We start from the raw sequence: 17,824 nt of genomic DNA on the forward strand, positions 1-17,824 counted from the left end.
AATCCCTATCTTTTAACTTTTAAAGTTTTCTTAACTACGTCTTTACCGTAGATTACTTTATATTTGTATTTTTTACCAACTTTAAGTTTTTTAAGCACATTTTTCTTAAGTTTGAAGGCAGCAACACCTTTTTTGTTGGTTTTTGCTTTGATTTTTTTACCTTTAATCTTAAGAGTGACCTTTTTGCCTTTAATAGGTTTTTTCTTGGAGGTCTTTAAGGTGACTTTAATTTTAACTTTTCTAGCTGATTTTTTAATCTTTTTGTTTTTAGCCTTGATAACATTTTTAACGGTGACTTTAACTGTTTTGGTTACTTTGTTATAGGTCACTTTGGCAGTGTACTTCTTAGGTTTTACTTTCAATGTGAATTGAGCATAACCGTTCTTGTCAGTTTTTGCCTTTAATGTTTTTCCAGCTATTTTCAAGGTCACGACTTTACCTGCACCAACGGATTTGCCGTTGATTGTAGCGCGAACCTTGTATTTAAATCCGTAATCCACTTTAGCATTGCTTGCAACCACTTTAATGACATCCTTGGTTGGAGTGACTGGGTCTTCAGATGACTTGTTGTTGTCAACTTTTACATCTGAGTTGTTTAAAGCGATTGTTGCATCTCCTCTTTTGCCGTTTGCAATCAATTTGTTATTTACAATTGATCCGTTACATCCATTCAATGAAATTGTCTTGTTTCCTGTTGAAGTGATGTTGTTGTTTTCAATTGTAACATTTGAGTTGTCTGCATAGATGCCTAATGTTTCAATAGGGTTAACCATTGGGTAATCGTCTGCAGATTTACCTACATTTGTACCGTTGGCATTGATTGCGTTTGATTTAATGGTTGCATTTGCATTCTTGACACCGATACCGATAGTGTAGTTACCGTTTACGGTAATTTCGTTGTCAGTGATTTCAGTTTCATTTGCAACAAGAGACAATCCATATGCAGTGTTTGAGTCAACTTCAATAGTGTTGTCGACAATTTCTAAACTGGTATCATGAATACCCCAATTGTCAGCATATATACCGTATCCTACATCTTCTGATTCGGCAGTGATGTCATTTCCGTTAAAGGTTGCGGTTGTTTTTCCTTGTACGGAAACACCTGCCGCATAATGGTCATCTGAAGTTACATCAATTGTGTTGTCTTCAAGAGTGATGTTTTTACCTGAAACTTCTACACCATAGGCGTATTGGTGACCGTTCAATTCAATGTCGTTTCCAGCGATGTTTGCATCGTCACATCCTGCAACTCTTAAACCGTAAAGTGTATCAGTGTAACCTGCAGTTTCATTGTAGTCAACAGTTACAGTGTTGTCCTCAAATGTGAGGTTTTTACAGTTTTCGAATTCGATTCCTGCAGACAATACCACAGGAGCATAATCAGGAGCAGGACCATAACCTACATCGGTAGATGGAACTGAAGCTTCAACATAATTGTCGCTTACAACCATGTTATCGGAGTCAATTGCATATATTGCCATGGTTCTAGTTGCCTCACCTAACTTACCGTCATAGAAAATGTCGTTTTCAATCAATTTGGTTCCATCAGAACCATCCACGTAAACAGCGTATGATTCTCCTGCTGGAGCGTCATAATCGATTGTGTTATTTTCTATTATATTGTTTTTACCTTCAACGTAAATGACTGCATTGTTGTCGAATTCCTTATCAGCGACAAATTCAATGTTTTTAACAGCAACATTGTCGGCCTTGATGTAAAGGGCAGTGTTGTTGAACAGTGCACCGTCACCGGTTATCTTGATAGCCTTGTTTATTGTGAGTGTTCCTAAGTCTTTGAATTCGCCTTGGAATATGAGTTCATCGAATGGAACATTAGCTTTCATTACACCGTTTTCATCGAAGAAGTTACCTATTGTTTCTGGAGTTACAATGTTGTTGATTCCAGTGACTGTAAGAGTTTTGGTAGCTTCACTAGCACCGAACTGTTCAGTGGTGTCAATGAATTTGGCTATGATATCGTAGGTTCCAATGTCTTTGGAAATTAAAATGCTTTCCTTAGCTGTTCCGTCCACAATAGGGATTGTTGCTATTAGATCTTCACCGAAGTAAAGTTCAACTTCTCCCTTGCTGACAACAGTACCGTCATCGGAAGTTACAGTAATTGTGTATTCTACAGCATCTCCTTTTGCAGCGGTAATGTCCTCCATTGCGATAGTTGTTGGAACAGTGTTAACGAATAACACTTCCTCATCGCCACCAACTTTTGCGGAGATGTATTTAATGCCTGTTGCATCTAAATCGTATGTAAATTCACCGTTGGATAATACGCCTTCAATGTCTCCCTTATTAGTGGAGATTGTTACAGGGATTTCAACATTGACAGGACTGTCCAGTGCTTGAACTGTTTCACCGTCAGTGTATGAGTCAATTGCTACGGTTAATTTTACAGTGTTTCCATCCTTGATTTCAGTGTCGTTTTTAATGGTTAATACTGCCCAATTGTTTAAGGTCGGTTTGTATTTGTTGTTTCCGCCTACAAATGCACTTGGATCAGCATTGGTTCCCCACCAATTCTTATTGGCAGTTATGGATGGGTTGATTTGTTCGGTTGCATATCCGTAAACTGAGATGTTGTTTGCATCATTGTTGTTTATGAATACGGATTTTTCAACATTTACTGTGGTTGCTCTTGAATAGATTGCTCCACCGTTTGCATCAGCAGTGTTGTCTTCAAATAAAGTGTCGGAAACGGTTAATTTACCTTTTCTTTCATAATTTGATGTTCCAACCATGTAGATTGCTCCACCGCCGGTACCGTCCTGACCGTTAGCGTGGTTTGCAATGAATTCGGAGTTTGTGATTTTCATATCAGCTTCTGAGTGTGAAATGAATATTGCTCCACCGCTTGAGGTGGTCAATGCCTTATTGTCCTTGAATGTTGTGTTGTCAATGGTCATTCCTGCAATTTGCTGAGCGAATATTGCTCCACCACCATTGTTTTCATTACCTGTAGCGGTGTTGTTTTCAATTACGGAATTTTCAATATTGATTGTTGCTCCTTTAGCAAGACCTGAACCTGAATAGATTGCTCCACCAACTTTAGCGGTGTTGTTTGCAATAGTTGAGTTAATGATAGTCAAGTAACCAACATTGTAAATTGCTCCACCGTTATTTTCACCTGCTGTTGAATTAGCTAATGTACAGTTAATCAAGGTTAAATAGTTAGAGTTTCCGAGTAATGCACCGCTTTCAACCGCATTGTAACCGTTAATCATTATTAAGTTTTTAAGAACAACTTTTGCATCTTCACCGACGTAAAGGATTCTATTGCTGTTGTCTGCATCGATTACAACTTTTCCTTCACCTGTAATGTTTAAGTTGTTGGAAATGATTCCTAAGTCACCGGTTTTATAGGTTCCTTCTAAAAGAACGATTTGACCTTTTTTAGCGATTTCTACTGCATGAGCCAATGTTTTAACAGGAGCATCAATAGATCCTTCGTTTGCATCGTCACCTTCAGGTGATACATAGATTACATCAGGAATATCACTGATGAGTACAGTGAACTGAGGAACTCCGCCTAATGAGACGAGAATTTCCTTATCTGCTTCATCTACAGTGTATTTGAAAGTGATTTCTTTGCCTTTGCTTAAAACAACTTCGTTTAATTTACCTGAATCAGAAGTGAAACTCACTTCAACACCGTCTGGAATTTCATTTGAAAATACTGCGGTGATTGTGATTTCATCGCCTGCAACAGCATCTTTAGGGTCAACAGTCACATCTAATGTGATTTTACTGTCTTCACTAATGTCGATGTTTGCTTTTGTATTATTACCCCAGTAGTTGTTGTTTGCGGTAATGACTGTGGTTGCTTTTTCTTTCTTGTCTAATGCATATTTGTCGTCACCTTCTTTGCTGATGATGATTGAATTTACAATATCGAATGTACCTTGATCGGTATTCACATAGATTGCAGAACCAGCATCTCCAGCAGTGTTGTTAATGAATACACAGTTGTCAATGCTCATTGTGGATTTCGGATCATCCATAGTTTGATAAATCGCTCCACCTTGACCTTTAACATATTCTCCACTGTTAGCCTGGTTGTTGGTGAAAGTGGAATCCTTGATTGTTGTTGGAGTTCTTCCGGCAAATATTGCACCAGCAGTACCTTCAACTGCAATATTGTTGTCAAAAGTACAGTTAGTTACTTCCAAGGTTCCTTTAGTTGCAGAGGAAGCTCTGGTTGCATAGATTGCACCTGCTGATTTAGCCTTGTTATTTCTGAATACTGTGTTTTCAATTACAGTATCAGCAGAAGCTGAATAAACGATACCGTTTGTATTTGATAATGAGGTCATGTCATTTCCAATGAATTCAGAATTATTGATTAATAAGTCTGTTTCGGATTGTGATGCAACAACTCCTCTTTTTGCAACATTTTCAGAGAAGTCACAGTTATCAATAACCATTGTACCTTTTCTATTGTTAATAATGTTTCCACTGGAACCGGTAGCTTGGTTTGAATAGATGTTACAGTTGACTATTGTTGAATTTCCGTCATTTAAAAGCACTGAACCGAAAGCTGATTTTGCATTTGTAAATGCGATATTGGTTAGATTAAGGTTTGCTGTGTTTTCAAAGATTCTTAAGGAATTTCCGTCAATGACTACATTTCCTTGACCTGAAATATCTAAATCCTTATTAACTACCAATGTTTCGGTGATTACATAATTACCGTTCAGGATTACGATTTTACCTTTCTCAGCAATTTCCATAGCGTGTTTGATTGTTGCTACAGGAGCATCCCTTGAACCGATGTTGCTGTCATCACCGGTCATGGATACATAAATCACTTCCAATACGATAGGTTCTTCCACAGTCACGGCAGTGGTATTCACTGCATCAGTAGATGTGATTGTTACGTTGTTCACTCCACCGTCGGTTGCTGTGAATATGAATTTAGCAACATTGTTTTCGGTTGTTGCCTTATCCTTGTCCAATTCGCCGTAAACTGCACTTGCTTTTACTTCAACTTCAGGGATTGAATCAGCCAATGCCTGTTTGTTTACATCATGAGTGAAATCAACAGTGAATTCAGCTTTATCTCCAACTTTTAATGCGTCTGCGGTCAAGTTGTTTGAGACGGTCATTACAACCCAATTGGATGAGTCAACGTCAGCGCATGGAGTGTCATCTCCCCAGTCATCCTCATAGCTGCCTACACCTGTTAAAGAACTAGGGTCATCATTGGTTCCCCACCAGTTGTATTGAGCATTAACGACATTGTCCTCACCGTCATTGTAAATCACGTATTTTGTACCGTTGGTTAAAAGTACACAGTAGTTTACGGAGAGTTTGTTTCCATTGTAGATTGCATCACCATAATATCCGCTGCTGGTTACTGTGTTGTTGATGAATACTGATTTGGTTACAGTAGCATCTCCACGGAAACCAACATAGATTGCTCCACCGTCCCTTAATGCTTTATTGTTGATGAAATTGGATTCGGTAACAGTCAATGTTGAACTTGCACGAATAGCTCCACCGTAAGAAACAGTGTTTGTGTTGTTTATGAAATCTGAGCCTTTTACATCAATTACTGTATCTGATGAACCGATCAATACACCTTGTCTTGCAACGTTATTGGTGAATTTTGAGTTTTCAACAATTAAATTGACTTTTCCGGAGGATGTAATGTATACAATTCCATAATCAGATGAAGAACCGGTTACGGTGTTGTTGTCAAATGTGGAATCGGTAATTGTAATGTCATAGTTTCCGGAACTTTTTATTACATCACCACAGGTGTTGTTTGCAAATTTGGATTTGCTTACAGTCAATTTACCGTTGTTTGTGATGAGGTTTCCACTAGTTGGATTAGCGATTACATTTACATTTTCCAAAATCAGTTCTTTTGCGTAGCTGTAAACTACGCTGCCGTAATAAGCATTTCCACCGGTTAATGTTAAATTGATTAATGTCAATTTGGCAACGTTAGCGGAAGATGCTACATTGAATAATCTTCCTTGTCCTTCTCCATTAAGTACAACGTTTCCAACACCGGTAACTTTTAAGTCCTTGGTGACTTCATAATTTGTGCCTATGTATGTACCTGCATTTACGATGATTTCACCGGATCCTCCATTAATGGATGCAAGTTCAATAGCCTTTGAGATGCTTGCAACAGGATATTGTTCGGAACCGTTGTTGTTGTCATTACCTTCGGTTGACACGTAGATGATGCCGTAGTATGGTTCAACACCTTTTGCAAGTTTAATGTCCACATTAGCTTCGCCACATGTTGCCTTAATAAGGGCAGTGTTGCCGGCGGATGTGAAGATTACATCTTGGGTTTTTCCGTTTTTAACGACTACTTCATCCTGTGAGAATGTACCGTTTTGGGAAGTGAGTTTGACAGTGTATGAATCGATTGGGATAACTCCACCGGTCAATTCCTGAATCTCGCCTGATGTTGTGTTTACATGGTTAAAGTCTATTGTCAATTTCACTTGGTCTCCTGAAATCACTTCAGTTGCGTTTGCAACGACATTCATGATTACCCAGGAGTCAATAGTTATGTTTTTACCTTCGACCTTTGAGCTTGGGTCATTTGTTCCCCACCAGTTATTGTTTGCAATTACGACACCTTGGCCATAAACAGCATCATAACCTGTAGCTGTACGTGTTTCGATTGATAAGTCATTAATCAATGATGAGTGTGAAATTTCAATCAAATTCATGTCAGCATAGATTGCAGGTAAAGTCTGACCGTTTCCATTGTTGTTTTCTATTACACAGTTGGTAATAGTTGTTTTTGTTACACTACCTGAAACAGGAGTTGTACTTATTGCAACACCCTTTCCGCCAGCAGTGTTGTTTGAAATTACACAGTTGTCAATGGTTGTGGTTGCATTGTATAAGTATATTGCACCAGGTGCGTTAGCTGCAGTGTTTTCAATGAATTTAGAATCTATAATGTTTACATTTGCAGCTCTTAAATATGCTGCAGCACCATTGTTTGCTTTGTTACCTTTGAATATTGAATTTGAAATATCAACAGTCAATCCGTCAGCCTGGGATGAAGTTGCAATGGTGATTGCTCCCCAGGAACCGCTGTCAATATTATAGAATTTGGAATCCTTAACTGTCAATTTACCTTTAGCGGTTGCAACATAGAATGCTCCACCTCTTGAAGTGGAATTGATATCTGTAAATGTACAGTTATTGATTAAAATGTTTATATCAACGTATGAACCCGCATTTATAGCTCCACCGTATCTTGGATTGTTGTTTGTAAATACGATGTTGGTGAAATTTGCAACTCCACCATCCATTACAAAAATACTGGTTGAGCTTGCCTGTCCGTCGATAACAACATTACCGTCACCGATAATGCTGATTGGTTTGGAATTGTTGAGTTCAATTCCGCTTTCCTTGTATACTCCTTCCTTGATTACAAGATAACCTGATCCTGCATTTGCAAGTTCGACACCTTTAGCGATTGTTAAGACAGGACTGTCTTCAGAACCGTTATTATCATCACTACCGTCAGTTGCAACATAAATTGTTCCTTCAGGATATTTAGGTTCAGGACCATCATTCAATCCAGGAATGATTACATCAACAGCTTCACCGGTATTCAATTCATAAGCACCGTTGTTCTCCACAATCCAAGTTGATGCTGTAACACCATCAGGTAGGGAATTGGATCCCCAATAGTTTGCATCTAAATTGTAGGAACCTGAAGAAGGATGGTTAACTCCCAAATTGACTGTGTTGTTCTGGATGTTATTGTAATTTAAAGTAAAAGATGATGTTGCAGAATTGGAAGCTACAATGTATTTAGGTCCAGAATTGTTTGCAATCATGCTTGATTCTATATTTACAGTTTTACCTCCTGTAGATATAAAGAATAATGAATTGTAATCATTGCCTTCTGAAAGAACATTGTTAACAAATCTGGAATTTTTTATTTCCATATTTCCTTTAGCAGTGATAAGTGCCCTTCCTTTACCGTTACCTTGGAAATTGCTAATTGTCACATTATCCACTACAACAGTACCGGCACTTTTCTCACAGTACAAAACACCCAATATATAAGATCCAGTATTTGCACTGGATATTCCTGAATTGTCAATGATGGAATTCTTCAATACATATTCAGTATTTGCACTGCCTCCAAAGTCAATTGCACTAGAATAAGAACCAGTTGATGATTTTGTGCCTAAAAACTTACATTGGTCAACAACCACACTTCCAGAGGTAAATATGCGCAATGCACCATATCTAGATTCACAGTTGTCAAATGTACAATTTGCTATAATGACATCATCGTTTCCACCAATGAATATTGGAGTTCTAGCACCAGTCATTGAGATGTCTTTAAAAACCAAATTGTTGAAAACCAATGTGCAAGAACCTGATCCTGTTGTATAAAACAAGTCATTATCTCCGGATTTAATGATTACACCATCAGGAGATTCACCGGTAAAAGTCAATTTCTTTGTACCGATGTCAATCTTAGAGGTTTCAGTATATTCTCCGTTCTTAATAAAAATAGTTTCCCCACCAGTGGCTGCGCCAACAGCGGCGGAAATTGTTTGATACTCGCCACTACCACCTGCATCAACGGTGATAATGTCTCCCTCAGCACTTAACTTGTCCTGACTGTCCGAAACGCTTAGCTCTTCATTGACGACTTCGTCAATGTCTCCCCCCGTATCGGTTGCTGTCAAGTTTTCGTCAAGTGGTTCAGCTGCACTTGCGGTTGTGACTATGCAGAGCATCGCCAGCACCAAAAGCGCACATATAAAAAGACTTTTATCTATCTTCATTCAACCACGTCGTTAAATATTTTTGATATAAAGTTAATTAATAAGATTTCAACTTTACATTAATATTTATTATAATATATAGTATATAAAATTTAAAATTAATTTGAATAAATATAAAATATATTTAAATTACATTTGATAAAAAAATAAAATTAAAATGAATAATGATTATTACTTATTAAAAACAAAACTATAATCATGAATATCTTAGTGATTGGTGCCGGAGCGGTTGGAATAGGGCTTGCAGCATCCCTCGCTTCACAAGGTGAAAACGTTTCAATCTATGCACGTGGCGAAACCGCAAGGGCAATAAGGGAAAATGGAATCAGAAGAGTTGGACTGTTTGAACACATAAAAATAGAAAATTTACCAGTATATGATGACTACAATGATATACCTGAAAACACTTTCGACTACATCATCATAGCATCAAAGACAACCGCTAACGAGGACATATCAGACAACCTTAACAATCAAAAGGACATATTAAAAGAAAGCGGAAAGATTCTAATCGTTCAAAATGGCTTTGGAAACGACGAGCCATACCTGAGATACTTCCCCAAAAAGCAAGTATATTGTGCAAGGATAATCACCGGATTTGCAAGACCTGAAAGACACATCAGCGAAGTGACCGTCTACACGGAACCGATGCAATTGGGATCCCTTCAAAACCAGGACACCAGATGCCTGCAGGAAATTGCAGATTTAATCACAGCATCCGGAATCAAATGCGAAGTCACCGACGAGGTCGACAAGTACCTGTGGGCGAAGATGCTTTACAACTGCGCATTAAATCCACTAGGAGCAATCTTGAATAAGACATACGGCGAGCTCACTGAAAACCCCTACACTCTAGACATCATGAACAGCATCATTGATGAGATATTCGAGGTAATAAAAGCCTCCCCATATGAGACATTTTGGGCGAATGCAGATGAGTACAGGGATGTTTTCTACTCAAAGCTTGTCCCCGACACATATAATCACTACTCATCAACCCATCATGACCTTCAAAACAGGAAAAGAACAGAGATTGATTCACTCAACGGTAAAGTCATTCAACTAGGTGAGGCCAATAATGTTAACGTAAAAACTAATAAATTTATATATAACCTAATTAAAGCTATTGAAAACTCATTCTAAAAAACTAAAACTTTATATATGTTGAAAGTTAAAATAGTATTGTTCATATTGTTATGTACTATTTTTTTATAATATGAACAATGGTGATGGTTGAAATGAGCATTCGCTTGTATTCCTTTAGTGGTGTTTAGGAAGAGAATGTTCATTTGTTTTTAAAAAGAATTTCTTATTTTTATAAAATTATTAATGTGATACTATGAGTGAACTTAAAGAATTAGTAGAAAAATTTATAGAACTTGACGATGACTTAAACGAAAAGATTGAAAACGCTTTAGATGATTCAGAAGAACTTCCTGAAGGATTTGAGGAAGAACACCAAGACCAAATCGAAGAGATGGGTGAAATCTACCACAACATCGAACACAAGGTATTTGGCGAAGAATTCATTATCGTATTCAACAGCAATGAAGATGAAAAAGAAGTTGTTGCATTAATTGTAAGCGATGAAGACGAGGAACACGAAGAGTTCGTAATACCAGTATTCACCGACCAAGGAGAAGCTGACGCAGGCATTGAACAGTTCAAAGAAGAGTTCGGCGACATTGAATTTGAATGTGAAACCAAAACAGGTGAAGAAATCATTGCAGATCATCATGAGGATGAAGATTTCATTGGACTTGCTATCAACGCACCACAATGGGATTTTGTAATCGCTCATGAAGACGTTCACGAATGCTGTGACTAGTATGAATCCTAAAGACTACGAAGATTATCAAAAAAACAATGTTAAGGCTGCCAAAAGCCAATTGAAAGAGTATATTCAGATATACGCTGACATGGTCAAGAAGCTTAAAAGCGAGGATGCAGTTGAGCTTGAAGCTGTCAAGAAAAACATTAAGGACACTTATCCAACTGAAATCTACTTCACACTTGTCGATGAAGCTGAAAAACCAGTTAAATTGACAATTACAGAAGCAAGCAGGGAATATGTCATTCCGGTTTTCACTGACATGCGCGAATATGCAATAGGCAGTGCCAAAATCTCTAAATTGTTCCTTGACAAGTTGGACTTGAAGGTAATAAGTCCTGATGATATTGCCGAATTGGCCGAAAACGACGAATATTTTGAAGGTTTCGTGATTAATCCACACTCCCAGAACTTCAACATGAGCAGGGACGGTGATTTCTGATGTATGTCTGCCCTACAATCGGTGAGGATCATGAAAAGGATTTTCTTGTTACCGGTAGCCTTGATGACTTTAAAATAATAGTATTCCCAAGCCTTGAAGAATACGAAAAAGGCTTTGAATATCTTGAATTGGCTGACTATAAGCCTACTGAAGTTTCCGATGAGCTCTTTAAAGAATTAGCTAAAAATGATGATGCATTCAGTGGTCTGATTTTAAATATACATTCTGAAAATAAAATAATTACAAAAGAAGAATTACTCATCTAATTCTTCTTCATCTATTTCTTCTACATTACCGCTTTGATAATACTTGTACCTATATGACATCTTAAACCCTTCAATAACCTCTCTTTTAGGTCTTCTTCTAGGTTTGATGTTAGGTCCGTTCATTTCCTTAAATTTTTCCTGGTGAGGTTTTGCCTTGTTCTTGTTTTCACGGTAATATTGGGAAACCCTATGTCTGGAATGTGGTGCCTTATACATTCTCTTTCTGAGTAATCGTCTTGATGATGTTACTCTTCTTATCACTTAAATCACTTATCTTCTTCTGTTTAAGTTTTTGGTTGCGGATTTATCTAATGTAGCTTGAATCTCATCAATTCTTTCAACTACAACTTTAATAGCTTGTTCTCCTTGACGGGTTGGGTTGATACCTTGTTCCACTAGGAGTGCATCCCTGATGTCTCTTAATCTGTCAATTGAATCGATTTTCATTATTGTACTGTAAAACATTAAAATTTCCTCCAGTATATAATATAAATTTTAGATTACCTAATAAAAATATTTTATGTTTAACGACAAATTATTAAACATGTTTGAAAAACAGCAAGTAATCTATTTGGCAGGAGGATGCTTTTGGGGTGTTGAAGCTTTCATTTCCAGACTCAAGGGTGTGAATTCCACTGAAGTTGGATACGCTAACGGCAATGACCTTGCACCAACATATGAAAAGGTGTGCAGTGGCAAAACCGGTCATGCTGAAACCGTTAAGGCAACTTACAATCCGAAAATCATTGCTTTAGATGAAATTTTAGAGAGTTTCTTTAAGATTATTGATCCACACACCAGAAATCGCCAAGGCCCTGACATAGGGACACAGTACAGGACAGGAATCTATTGGCAAGAGGCATCCCAACGAGACACTGTCATCAAATTCCTGAGGAAAAAACAGAAGGAATCCTCTGAAAGGATTGTTGTTGAGGCGCATGAAATATCTAATTTCTATCCTGCCGAAGAATATCATCAGAAGTACCTTGAGAAAAACCCGCAGGGCTATTGTCATGTTGATTTAAATTTAATAGATGATGAAGAATTCGACCACTTAACCAAGGAAGAGTATGAAATAACACAGCTTTCTTTAACAGAAACACCCTTCAGTGGCAAGTATGATGACTTTTTTGAAGATGGTGTGTATGTGGATGTTGTAAATGGCGAGGTTTTGTTCTCTTCTGATGACAAGTTTGACTCAAGATGCGGATGGCCGGCATTTTCAAAGCCCATCAGTGAAGATGCAATCACAAAGCACAGGGACTTCTCACATGGAACAACACGCATAGAGGTCAGAAGCGCCAAGGCAAACTCACACTTGGGACATCTTTTCCATGACGGTCCTGGAGGCTCACCCAGATACTGCATAAACTCGGCTACATTGAGATTCATACCAAAACAGGAATTTGATAAACTTCAAAAAGATAAATATTAAAAAATACAAATAGTGATACGATGAAGCTGGAAGAAATTAAAAACCCTGAATTTAAAAACATGATAAATCTTGCCTATATGCAGGGCGAGAACGGCAATGAGGAAGCAATACTCAAAATAGAAGATGACATGAAAGAATACATCACCGAAAATGTCTTCATCATCTCAACAGAGGATGACAATCCTGTTAAAATTCCATACGGCAATCATGACGAGTATATTGTTCCTGTTTTTACTGACGAAAGGGAATACATTCTTGGAATGCAGTACTTCTCCTTGAACGTGATGGATGAGAATAAGGAATACGTTATAGAAAAATTGGATTACTTTAAAAAATTAAAAGAAGATCCTAAATTCTTAGGATTCTTGGTAAATATTAGTAGTGTAAGCTATATATTGAATACTAGCTTACTCTAAAAACTCTTTTTTAATGTCTTCGATGATTTCCACAAATCTCTTGGACACTTCATCTGAAGGATCAAGAACGGAAATAGCACCGTCTTTATTAGGTGCATCGGAAACTTTTTCTTCAATAGGCAAATCACCTAAGTAAGTGATTTCCATTTCTTCAGCGAACTTCTCACCATTGCCTTCACCGAAAATGTTGAGTTTCTCGTTACAGTGTGGACAGATGTAGTATGCCATGTTCTCGATAAGTCCGATGTTTTTGATGTTCATCATCTCAACCATCTTGACACATTTAAGCACATCTTCCTGTGAAACGACGTTAGGTGTGGTGACCATGAGCACTAAGTCGGTTTCAGGAATGGTTTGAAGAACTGTTAAAGGTTCATCCCCTGTTCCAGGTGGGTTATCGATGATTAAAAAGTCAAGTTTTCCCCAGTGACAATCTGAAACTAATTGTTTAATTGCTCCGGTTTTTTGAGGTCCCCTCCATATGATTGGCCTGTCCAGGGCATCTATGAGAAATGCCATTGACATTACTTTTAAACCGGTTGGAGTTACTACAGGGAATATTGAGTGCTGATATTCTTTTTTCTTCTCTTCAATGAATTCGCGTTGCTCATCTTCAGGCAAGCTTGTATCAAGGTCGGCTTCGACAATGTTTTTGAATGCGTCGAATTGATATTGGTTGAATTCCTCTTCAAGCATTTCGATACCGAGCATTTTTGGCACGTTAGGACCGTGAATATCCGCATCGAGGATACCTGTACTGTAGCCCATTGCCTGGAGGGTTTCAGCGATGTTAGCCGCTACGGTGGATTTTCCAACTCCTCCTTTTCCACTCATAACAACGATTTTATGTTTGATTTGACCCAGGTTTTTTGCAAGCCTGATGTCTTGCTGAATCATTTGCATTTGTTGTTCCGGAGTCATTTGACCCCCATGACCATGATGACCATGGCCGTGACCATGTTCTGGCATTTTATATCATCTCCAAAATGTTAGTTTAATTTAACTGAATTTTTTACTTACCTCTTCTACGGCAAGGATTAAAGGATCTGTAACCATTGATACAGGTGGCGCGTAAGCGAATTCCATATTGCTTAAATCGAAGCAGGTCAATCCTTCAGTAATGGCTAATGTCATTGTATCGATTCTTTCAGCCACCCTTTCCTCTGCTATGATTTGGCATCCGATAATGGTTCCATTTCCATCACAGATAACTTTGATATCCATTGGTTTTGCGTTAGGATAGTAACGTGCTCTTGTAAGTGCCTGCACCTTCTGCACAACAGGCCTGATACGGTTTTGCTGAGCGAAGCTTGTGGTGTATCCGACTGCACCGAATTCCAGTTTGCCCACTTTTGACACCATTGAGTTCAATACTGGGTTGAACTTGGATTTCTTTCCGCAGATGGTACGTGCCAATGTCTTTGACTCACGCACAGCGGTGGTACCCAATTGTGAAATGGTGTTTGAACCTAAAATCAAGTCTTTTGATTCAACACAGTCACCGACAGCGTAAACGTCCTCTACTGAGGTTTCCATCCTGTCGTTTACAAGGATTGCCCATCTTCCGATTTCACAACCCGCCATTTCAGCTAATTTCAATTCAGCCCTTACACCTGTTGCCATGATGACCATGTCTGCGTCGTAGATTTCCTCATCGCCGAAGCATGCCTTCTCGACCTTGCCTTCACCAATCAGCTTGGTGATAGGCTTGCCCAATACGACCTTGATTCCTTCCATTTCAAGGTATTTGACGAGAATATCGGACATGTCCTTGTCAAGGGATCTTGGCACGATTTGAGGCAACATTTCACTTAATATGACATCAAGCCCTTGCTTTTTAAGTGCAAATGCAATCTCAATACCAATCAATCCTGCACCGGTTACGATTGCGCTTTTAGCATCTTTCATTGCTTCCTGTACCCTGATACCGTCGTCGATGTTGCGTATTCTGAACACTCCATCAAGGTCCACTCCCTGCATTGGAGGGATGAATGGGTTTCCTCCGGTTGCTAGAACGAGCTTGTCATAATCAAGGACTGTCTTTTTACCGTTTTTCTCATAAGTGACAGTTTTTTTGTCTGAATCAACTTCAGTTACTTCCACTTCAACGATAACGTCAATGTCCTTTTCCTTATAATCTTCAGGAGTTCTCATGATGATATCATCAAAAGATTCAATTTTACCTGACAATACGTATGGAATAGCGCATGGTGAGTATGCAACCTTGTTGTCTCTTGTGAGAACTGTTATTTCAATGTCTTTGTCGAGTTTACGAATATTGGAAGCTGTTGAGATTCCTCCAGCTCCTCCGCCTACAATTACTACCTTCATTTTAACAAAACCATAATGATTTATACAGTATTATATATAATTATAAATGATATAAAAAGATTAAGGTTATACAATGAAAAAACTTGATTTTGATTTGAAAAACAATCCATTCATAAATTTCCAATCCGCCAGATACGCAATGTCTGCAAGAGTGAATGTTGAAAAGTTGTGGAAATGGTGCCATGAAAACGACAAGTCATTCTATGTCATGAGCATGGGATGCATCCTCAATGCCGTCAATTCAGTTCCTCAGCTTAAAAGAAGAATTTTAAATGATGAGGCAATAGAACACGATTATCTTGACGGTGTCACTCCAATCATGGATGAGGATAAGGGAATCTATCGTGAAATGAGAGTTAGGGTTCCTCAGGAATTTGATGATATCCTCCAATGGCACGATTATGTGCGTGAGGAGATTTCTGAAGTTTTATCAGGTAATGATGGAGGTTTCATCTGCGAGATGGAAGAAAGGGATTATACAAACATTGTTAACCTATCCTGCATCCCCTGGGTTGACTTTGACATGCTTACCAACTGTACTGTTGACGGAGGAGCAATCCAGCCGTTGGTTACCTGGGGAAAAGTAAATGATGATTATGAGATGAGCATTTCAATCACCGTTTCACATATCTTCGTTAACGGCAGGGAACTCGGATACTTCTATGAAAACGCTCAAAAAGAGTTTAATAACGACTTATTCGATTAAACATAGATATTATCTATTCATCTGCAACAGCTTCAATGTCTGTTGCTTCCAGTTTCATGATGACTGGCCTTAAACCGTCATTACATGAAACTATTGCCACACCAGGAGTTTTGATCCAGTCAGAATAATACCAAACTTCACTTGCACCATGGGCAAGTGCAAAAACGTACTGATATATTGCCTTCCAGGCCTCGTCACAGAATCCGTCAGGCTTGGCGTAATCGGCATAATAAACCTGACCTTCACTCATTAATGGACATGTTGAAAGACCATCAATACCATATTCCTTTGCAAGATCCTCTTGAAGAGTAGTCCTTAAAATAGTAATCTTAACTTTTTTCATGTTAATAAATTTGTTTAAAATATATGATAATAGTAATGGTTCTAGAATTTAGCCAAAAGTAACTACATGCATGATTTGACTGAAAGCTCGTTGATGATCTTTTGAAGATACTTTTTCTTTAGGACAAATTCCCTTTTATGAGCCAATCTATCCGAATTGGGCTGAGCCACCTTTTCATTGAGTCTTGAAGCTCCTAAAAACTTAGTGTCTCCTTCTGTCAGGTTGTGTGCCTCACCATTGTCAATGGCCTTTTTGATATAATAGTAATCCTTAAACAGCACGTCAAAATCGTTGCTCAAATAGTATATCTCCAAATCGGTGATGATATCCTCATCATTGTACCAGATGATAAGCACGGCTTCCTTTTTAAAGAGTTCGGAAAAGGAAATCAAGTTAAAATAGTCAATGTCAGCGAGTTTGTATTTTGATGATGGGTATCTCTTGCCGCATAACTTATTGCTGTATTGCAGTGGGGCTAAAAAAAAGTTTGGTGATTCATTTAAGGTTACATCATTAATGTTTTTTCCGATTAATGCCTCAAATGAATCCATATAAATCAATTTAGTCTTTGTCTAAAGCAGGTATTCCTGTAATTCTTAATCCACCGTAATGGGATTTGTACTTGATGTTTAATCCGATTAGTAATGGAGTGATTTTTTCGATGATTCTTGCTTTTTCTAAAATACCGGTATCGATTGTTCTGACACCTGGGATTTTGTCGATTATTTCAGCTGCGGTTTCTTTTGCTTGCTTGTCATCTCCTGCAATTAAACAGTCACAGTCGATTTCTTCTGGAATGTTTGCAAGGTGAGAGTTTGAAATGTTACAGAATGCACAGATTACTTTTGCACCGGTTCCTTCAAGGATTTTTGCGGTTCTTTCAGCAGCGGATCCTTCCATAAGGTCAACAAAACGGAATGGTTTTCCACCGATTGCAGTTTCAAGAGGTACTGTTGCATCCATGACAATCTTGTCCTTACAGAACTCTTTGATTCCTTCAACAGTTGGTTTTTGAGCGACTAATGGTACTGTGATGATTAAAACATCACCTTCACGGGCAGCATCCTCATTAGCCATACCACACATGTTGGATAAGTCATAATCGGCTAAATCTTTTTTAGCTTGTTCTACTACGTCAAGTGCCTTTTCTTCTTTCCTGGATCCAACAATGACTTCCACGCCAGCAATAGCTAATCTTTCAGCTATACCGAGTCCTTGTGGACCAGTTCCACCAATTATACTTACTTTCATTT

The 17,824-nt window shown here is 38.2% G+C and carries 15 protein-coding genes; 7 read left to right on the forward strand and 8 right to left on the reverse strand.

Annotated features, from left to right (window positions below; translation table 11 throughout):
* Positions 1–5: 5 nt before the first annotated feature.
* The gene (locus tag E7Z78_RS06585) at positions 6–8,801 is read right to left on the reverse strand and encodes a right-handed parallel beta-helix repeat-containing protein (protein ID WP_303724371.1); all 8,796 of its coding nucleotides are present in this window, start codon (positions 8,799–8,801) and stop codon (positions 6–8) included.
* 198 nt (positions 8,802–8,999) lie between these two features.
* Between E7Z78_RS06585 and E7Z78_RS06590 the strand changes: the two genes are divergently transcribed.
* The 4 genes from E7Z78_RS06590 to E7Z78_RS06605 all read left to right on the forward strand — a co-directional run bounded on the left by E7Z78_RS06590 (position 9,000) and on the right by E7Z78_RS06605 (position 11,340).
* A complete protein-coding gene (locus tag E7Z78_RS06590) occupies positions 9,000–9,944 on the forward strand; it encodes a ketopantoate reductase family protein (protein WP_303724372.1) in 945 nt (314 codons plus the stop codon).
* Between the two features lie 196 nt (positions 9,945–10,140).
* Positions 10,141–10,629 carry a hypothetical protein gene (locus E7Z78_RS06595; protein ID WP_303724373.1) on the forward strand — a complete coding sequence of 163 codons (489 nt, stop codon included), beginning with the start codon at positions 10,141–10,143 and terminating at the stop codon, positions 10,627–10,629.
* A gap of 1 nt (position 10,630) precedes the next feature.
* Positions 10,631–11,074, forward strand: a complete 444-nt coding sequence (locus tag E7Z78_RS06600) for a hypothetical protein (protein WP_303724374.1) — start codon at positions 10,631–10,633, stop codon at positions 11,072–11,074.
* Positions 11,074–11,340, forward strand: a complete 267-nt coding sequence (locus E7Z78_RS06605; protein WP_303724375.1) for a hypothetical protein — start codon at positions 11,074–11,076, stop codon at positions 11,338–11,340. Before E7Z78_RS06600 ends, E7Z78_RS06605 begins: the two co-directional genes overlap by 1 nt.
* On the opposite strand, the gene E7Z78_RS06610 is transcribed toward E7Z78_RS06605, so the two are convergent.
* Positions 11,329–11,601: a hypothetical protein gene (locus tag E7Z78_RS06610; protein WP_303724376.1), complete on the reverse strand. Its 273-nt coding sequence runs from the start codon at positions 11,599–11,601 to the stop codon at positions 11,329–11,331. The genes E7Z78_RS06605 and E7Z78_RS06610 overlap by 12 nt on opposite strands.
* A gap of 9 nt (positions 11,602–11,610) precedes the next feature.
* Positions 11,611–11,805 (reverse strand): hypothetical protein, encoded by a 195-nt coding sequence (locus tag E7Z78_RS06615; protein WP_292895518.1) that lies wholly within the window; start codon positions 11,803–11,805, stop codon positions 11,611–11,613.
* A gap of 79 nt (positions 11,806–11,884) precedes the next feature.
* On the opposite strand from E7Z78_RS06615, the gene msrA reads away from it, so the two are divergent.
* Positions 11,885–12,775 carry a peptide-methionine (S)-S-oxide reductase MsrA gene (gene msrA / locus E7Z78_RS06620; protein WP_303724377.1) on the forward strand — a complete coding sequence of 297 codons (891 nt, stop codon included), beginning with the start codon at positions 11,885–11,887 and terminating at the stop codon, positions 12,773–12,775.
* 20 nt (positions 12,776–12,795) lie between these two features.
* Positions 12,796–13,191 carry a hypothetical protein gene (locus E7Z78_RS06625; protein WP_303724378.1) on the forward strand — a complete coding sequence of 132 codons (396 nt, stop codon included), beginning with the start codon at positions 12,796–12,798 and terminating at the stop codon, positions 13,189–13,191.
* Here the strand turns inward: E7Z78_RS06625 and E7Z78_RS06630 are convergent.
* A complete protein-coding gene (locus E7Z78_RS06630) occupies positions 13,183–14,160 on the reverse strand; it encodes an Mrp/NBP35 family ATP-binding protein (protein WP_303724379.1) in 978 nt (325 codons plus the stop codon). The genes E7Z78_RS06625 and E7Z78_RS06630 overlap by 9 nt on opposite strands.
* A 30-nt stretch (positions 14,161–14,190) precedes the next feature.
* Positions 14,191–15,522, reverse strand: a complete 1,332-nt coding sequence (locus tag E7Z78_RS06635) for an FAD-dependent oxidoreductase (protein ID WP_303724380.1) — start codon at positions 15,520–15,522, stop codon at positions 14,191–14,193.
* A 73-nt stretch (positions 15,523–15,595) separates the two neighbouring features.
* Between E7Z78_RS06635 and E7Z78_RS06640 the strand changes: the two genes are divergently transcribed.
* Positions 15,596–16,228, forward strand: a complete 633-nt coding sequence (locus E7Z78_RS06640; RefSeq protein WP_303724381.1) for a CatA-like O-acetyltransferase — start codon at positions 15,596–15,598, stop codon at positions 16,226–16,228.
* Between the two features lie 13 nt (positions 16,229–16,241).
* On the opposite strand, the gene E7Z78_RS06645 is transcribed toward E7Z78_RS06640, so the two are convergent.
* From E7Z78_RS06645 to npdG, 3 genes are all read right to left on the reverse strand, one after another.
* Positions 16,242–16,571 (reverse strand): TIGR04076 family protein, encoded by a 330-nt coding sequence (locus tag E7Z78_RS06645; protein WP_303724382.1) that lies wholly within the window; start codon positions 16,569–16,571, stop codon positions 16,242–16,244.
* A gap of 62 nt (positions 16,572–16,633) precedes the next feature.
* Positions 16,634–17,122 (reverse strand): hypothetical protein, encoded by a 489-nt coding sequence (locus tag E7Z78_RS06650; RefSeq protein WP_303724383.1) that lies wholly within the window; start codon positions 17,120–17,122, stop codon positions 16,634–16,636.
* A gap of 10 nt (positions 17,123–17,132) precedes the next feature.
* Positions 17,133–17,822, reverse strand: a complete 690-nt coding sequence (gene npdG, locus E7Z78_RS06655) for an NADPH-dependent F420 reductase (RefSeq protein ID WP_303724384.1) — start codon at positions 17,820–17,822, stop codon at positions 17,133–17,135.
* Positions 17,823–17,824: the final 2 nt, after the last annotated feature.

This window comes from Methanobrevibacter thaueri (assembly GCF_015062915.1).
Lineage (GTDB): Archaea > Methanobacteriota > Methanobacteria > Methanobacteriales > Methanobacteriaceae > Methanocatella > Methanocatella thaueri_B.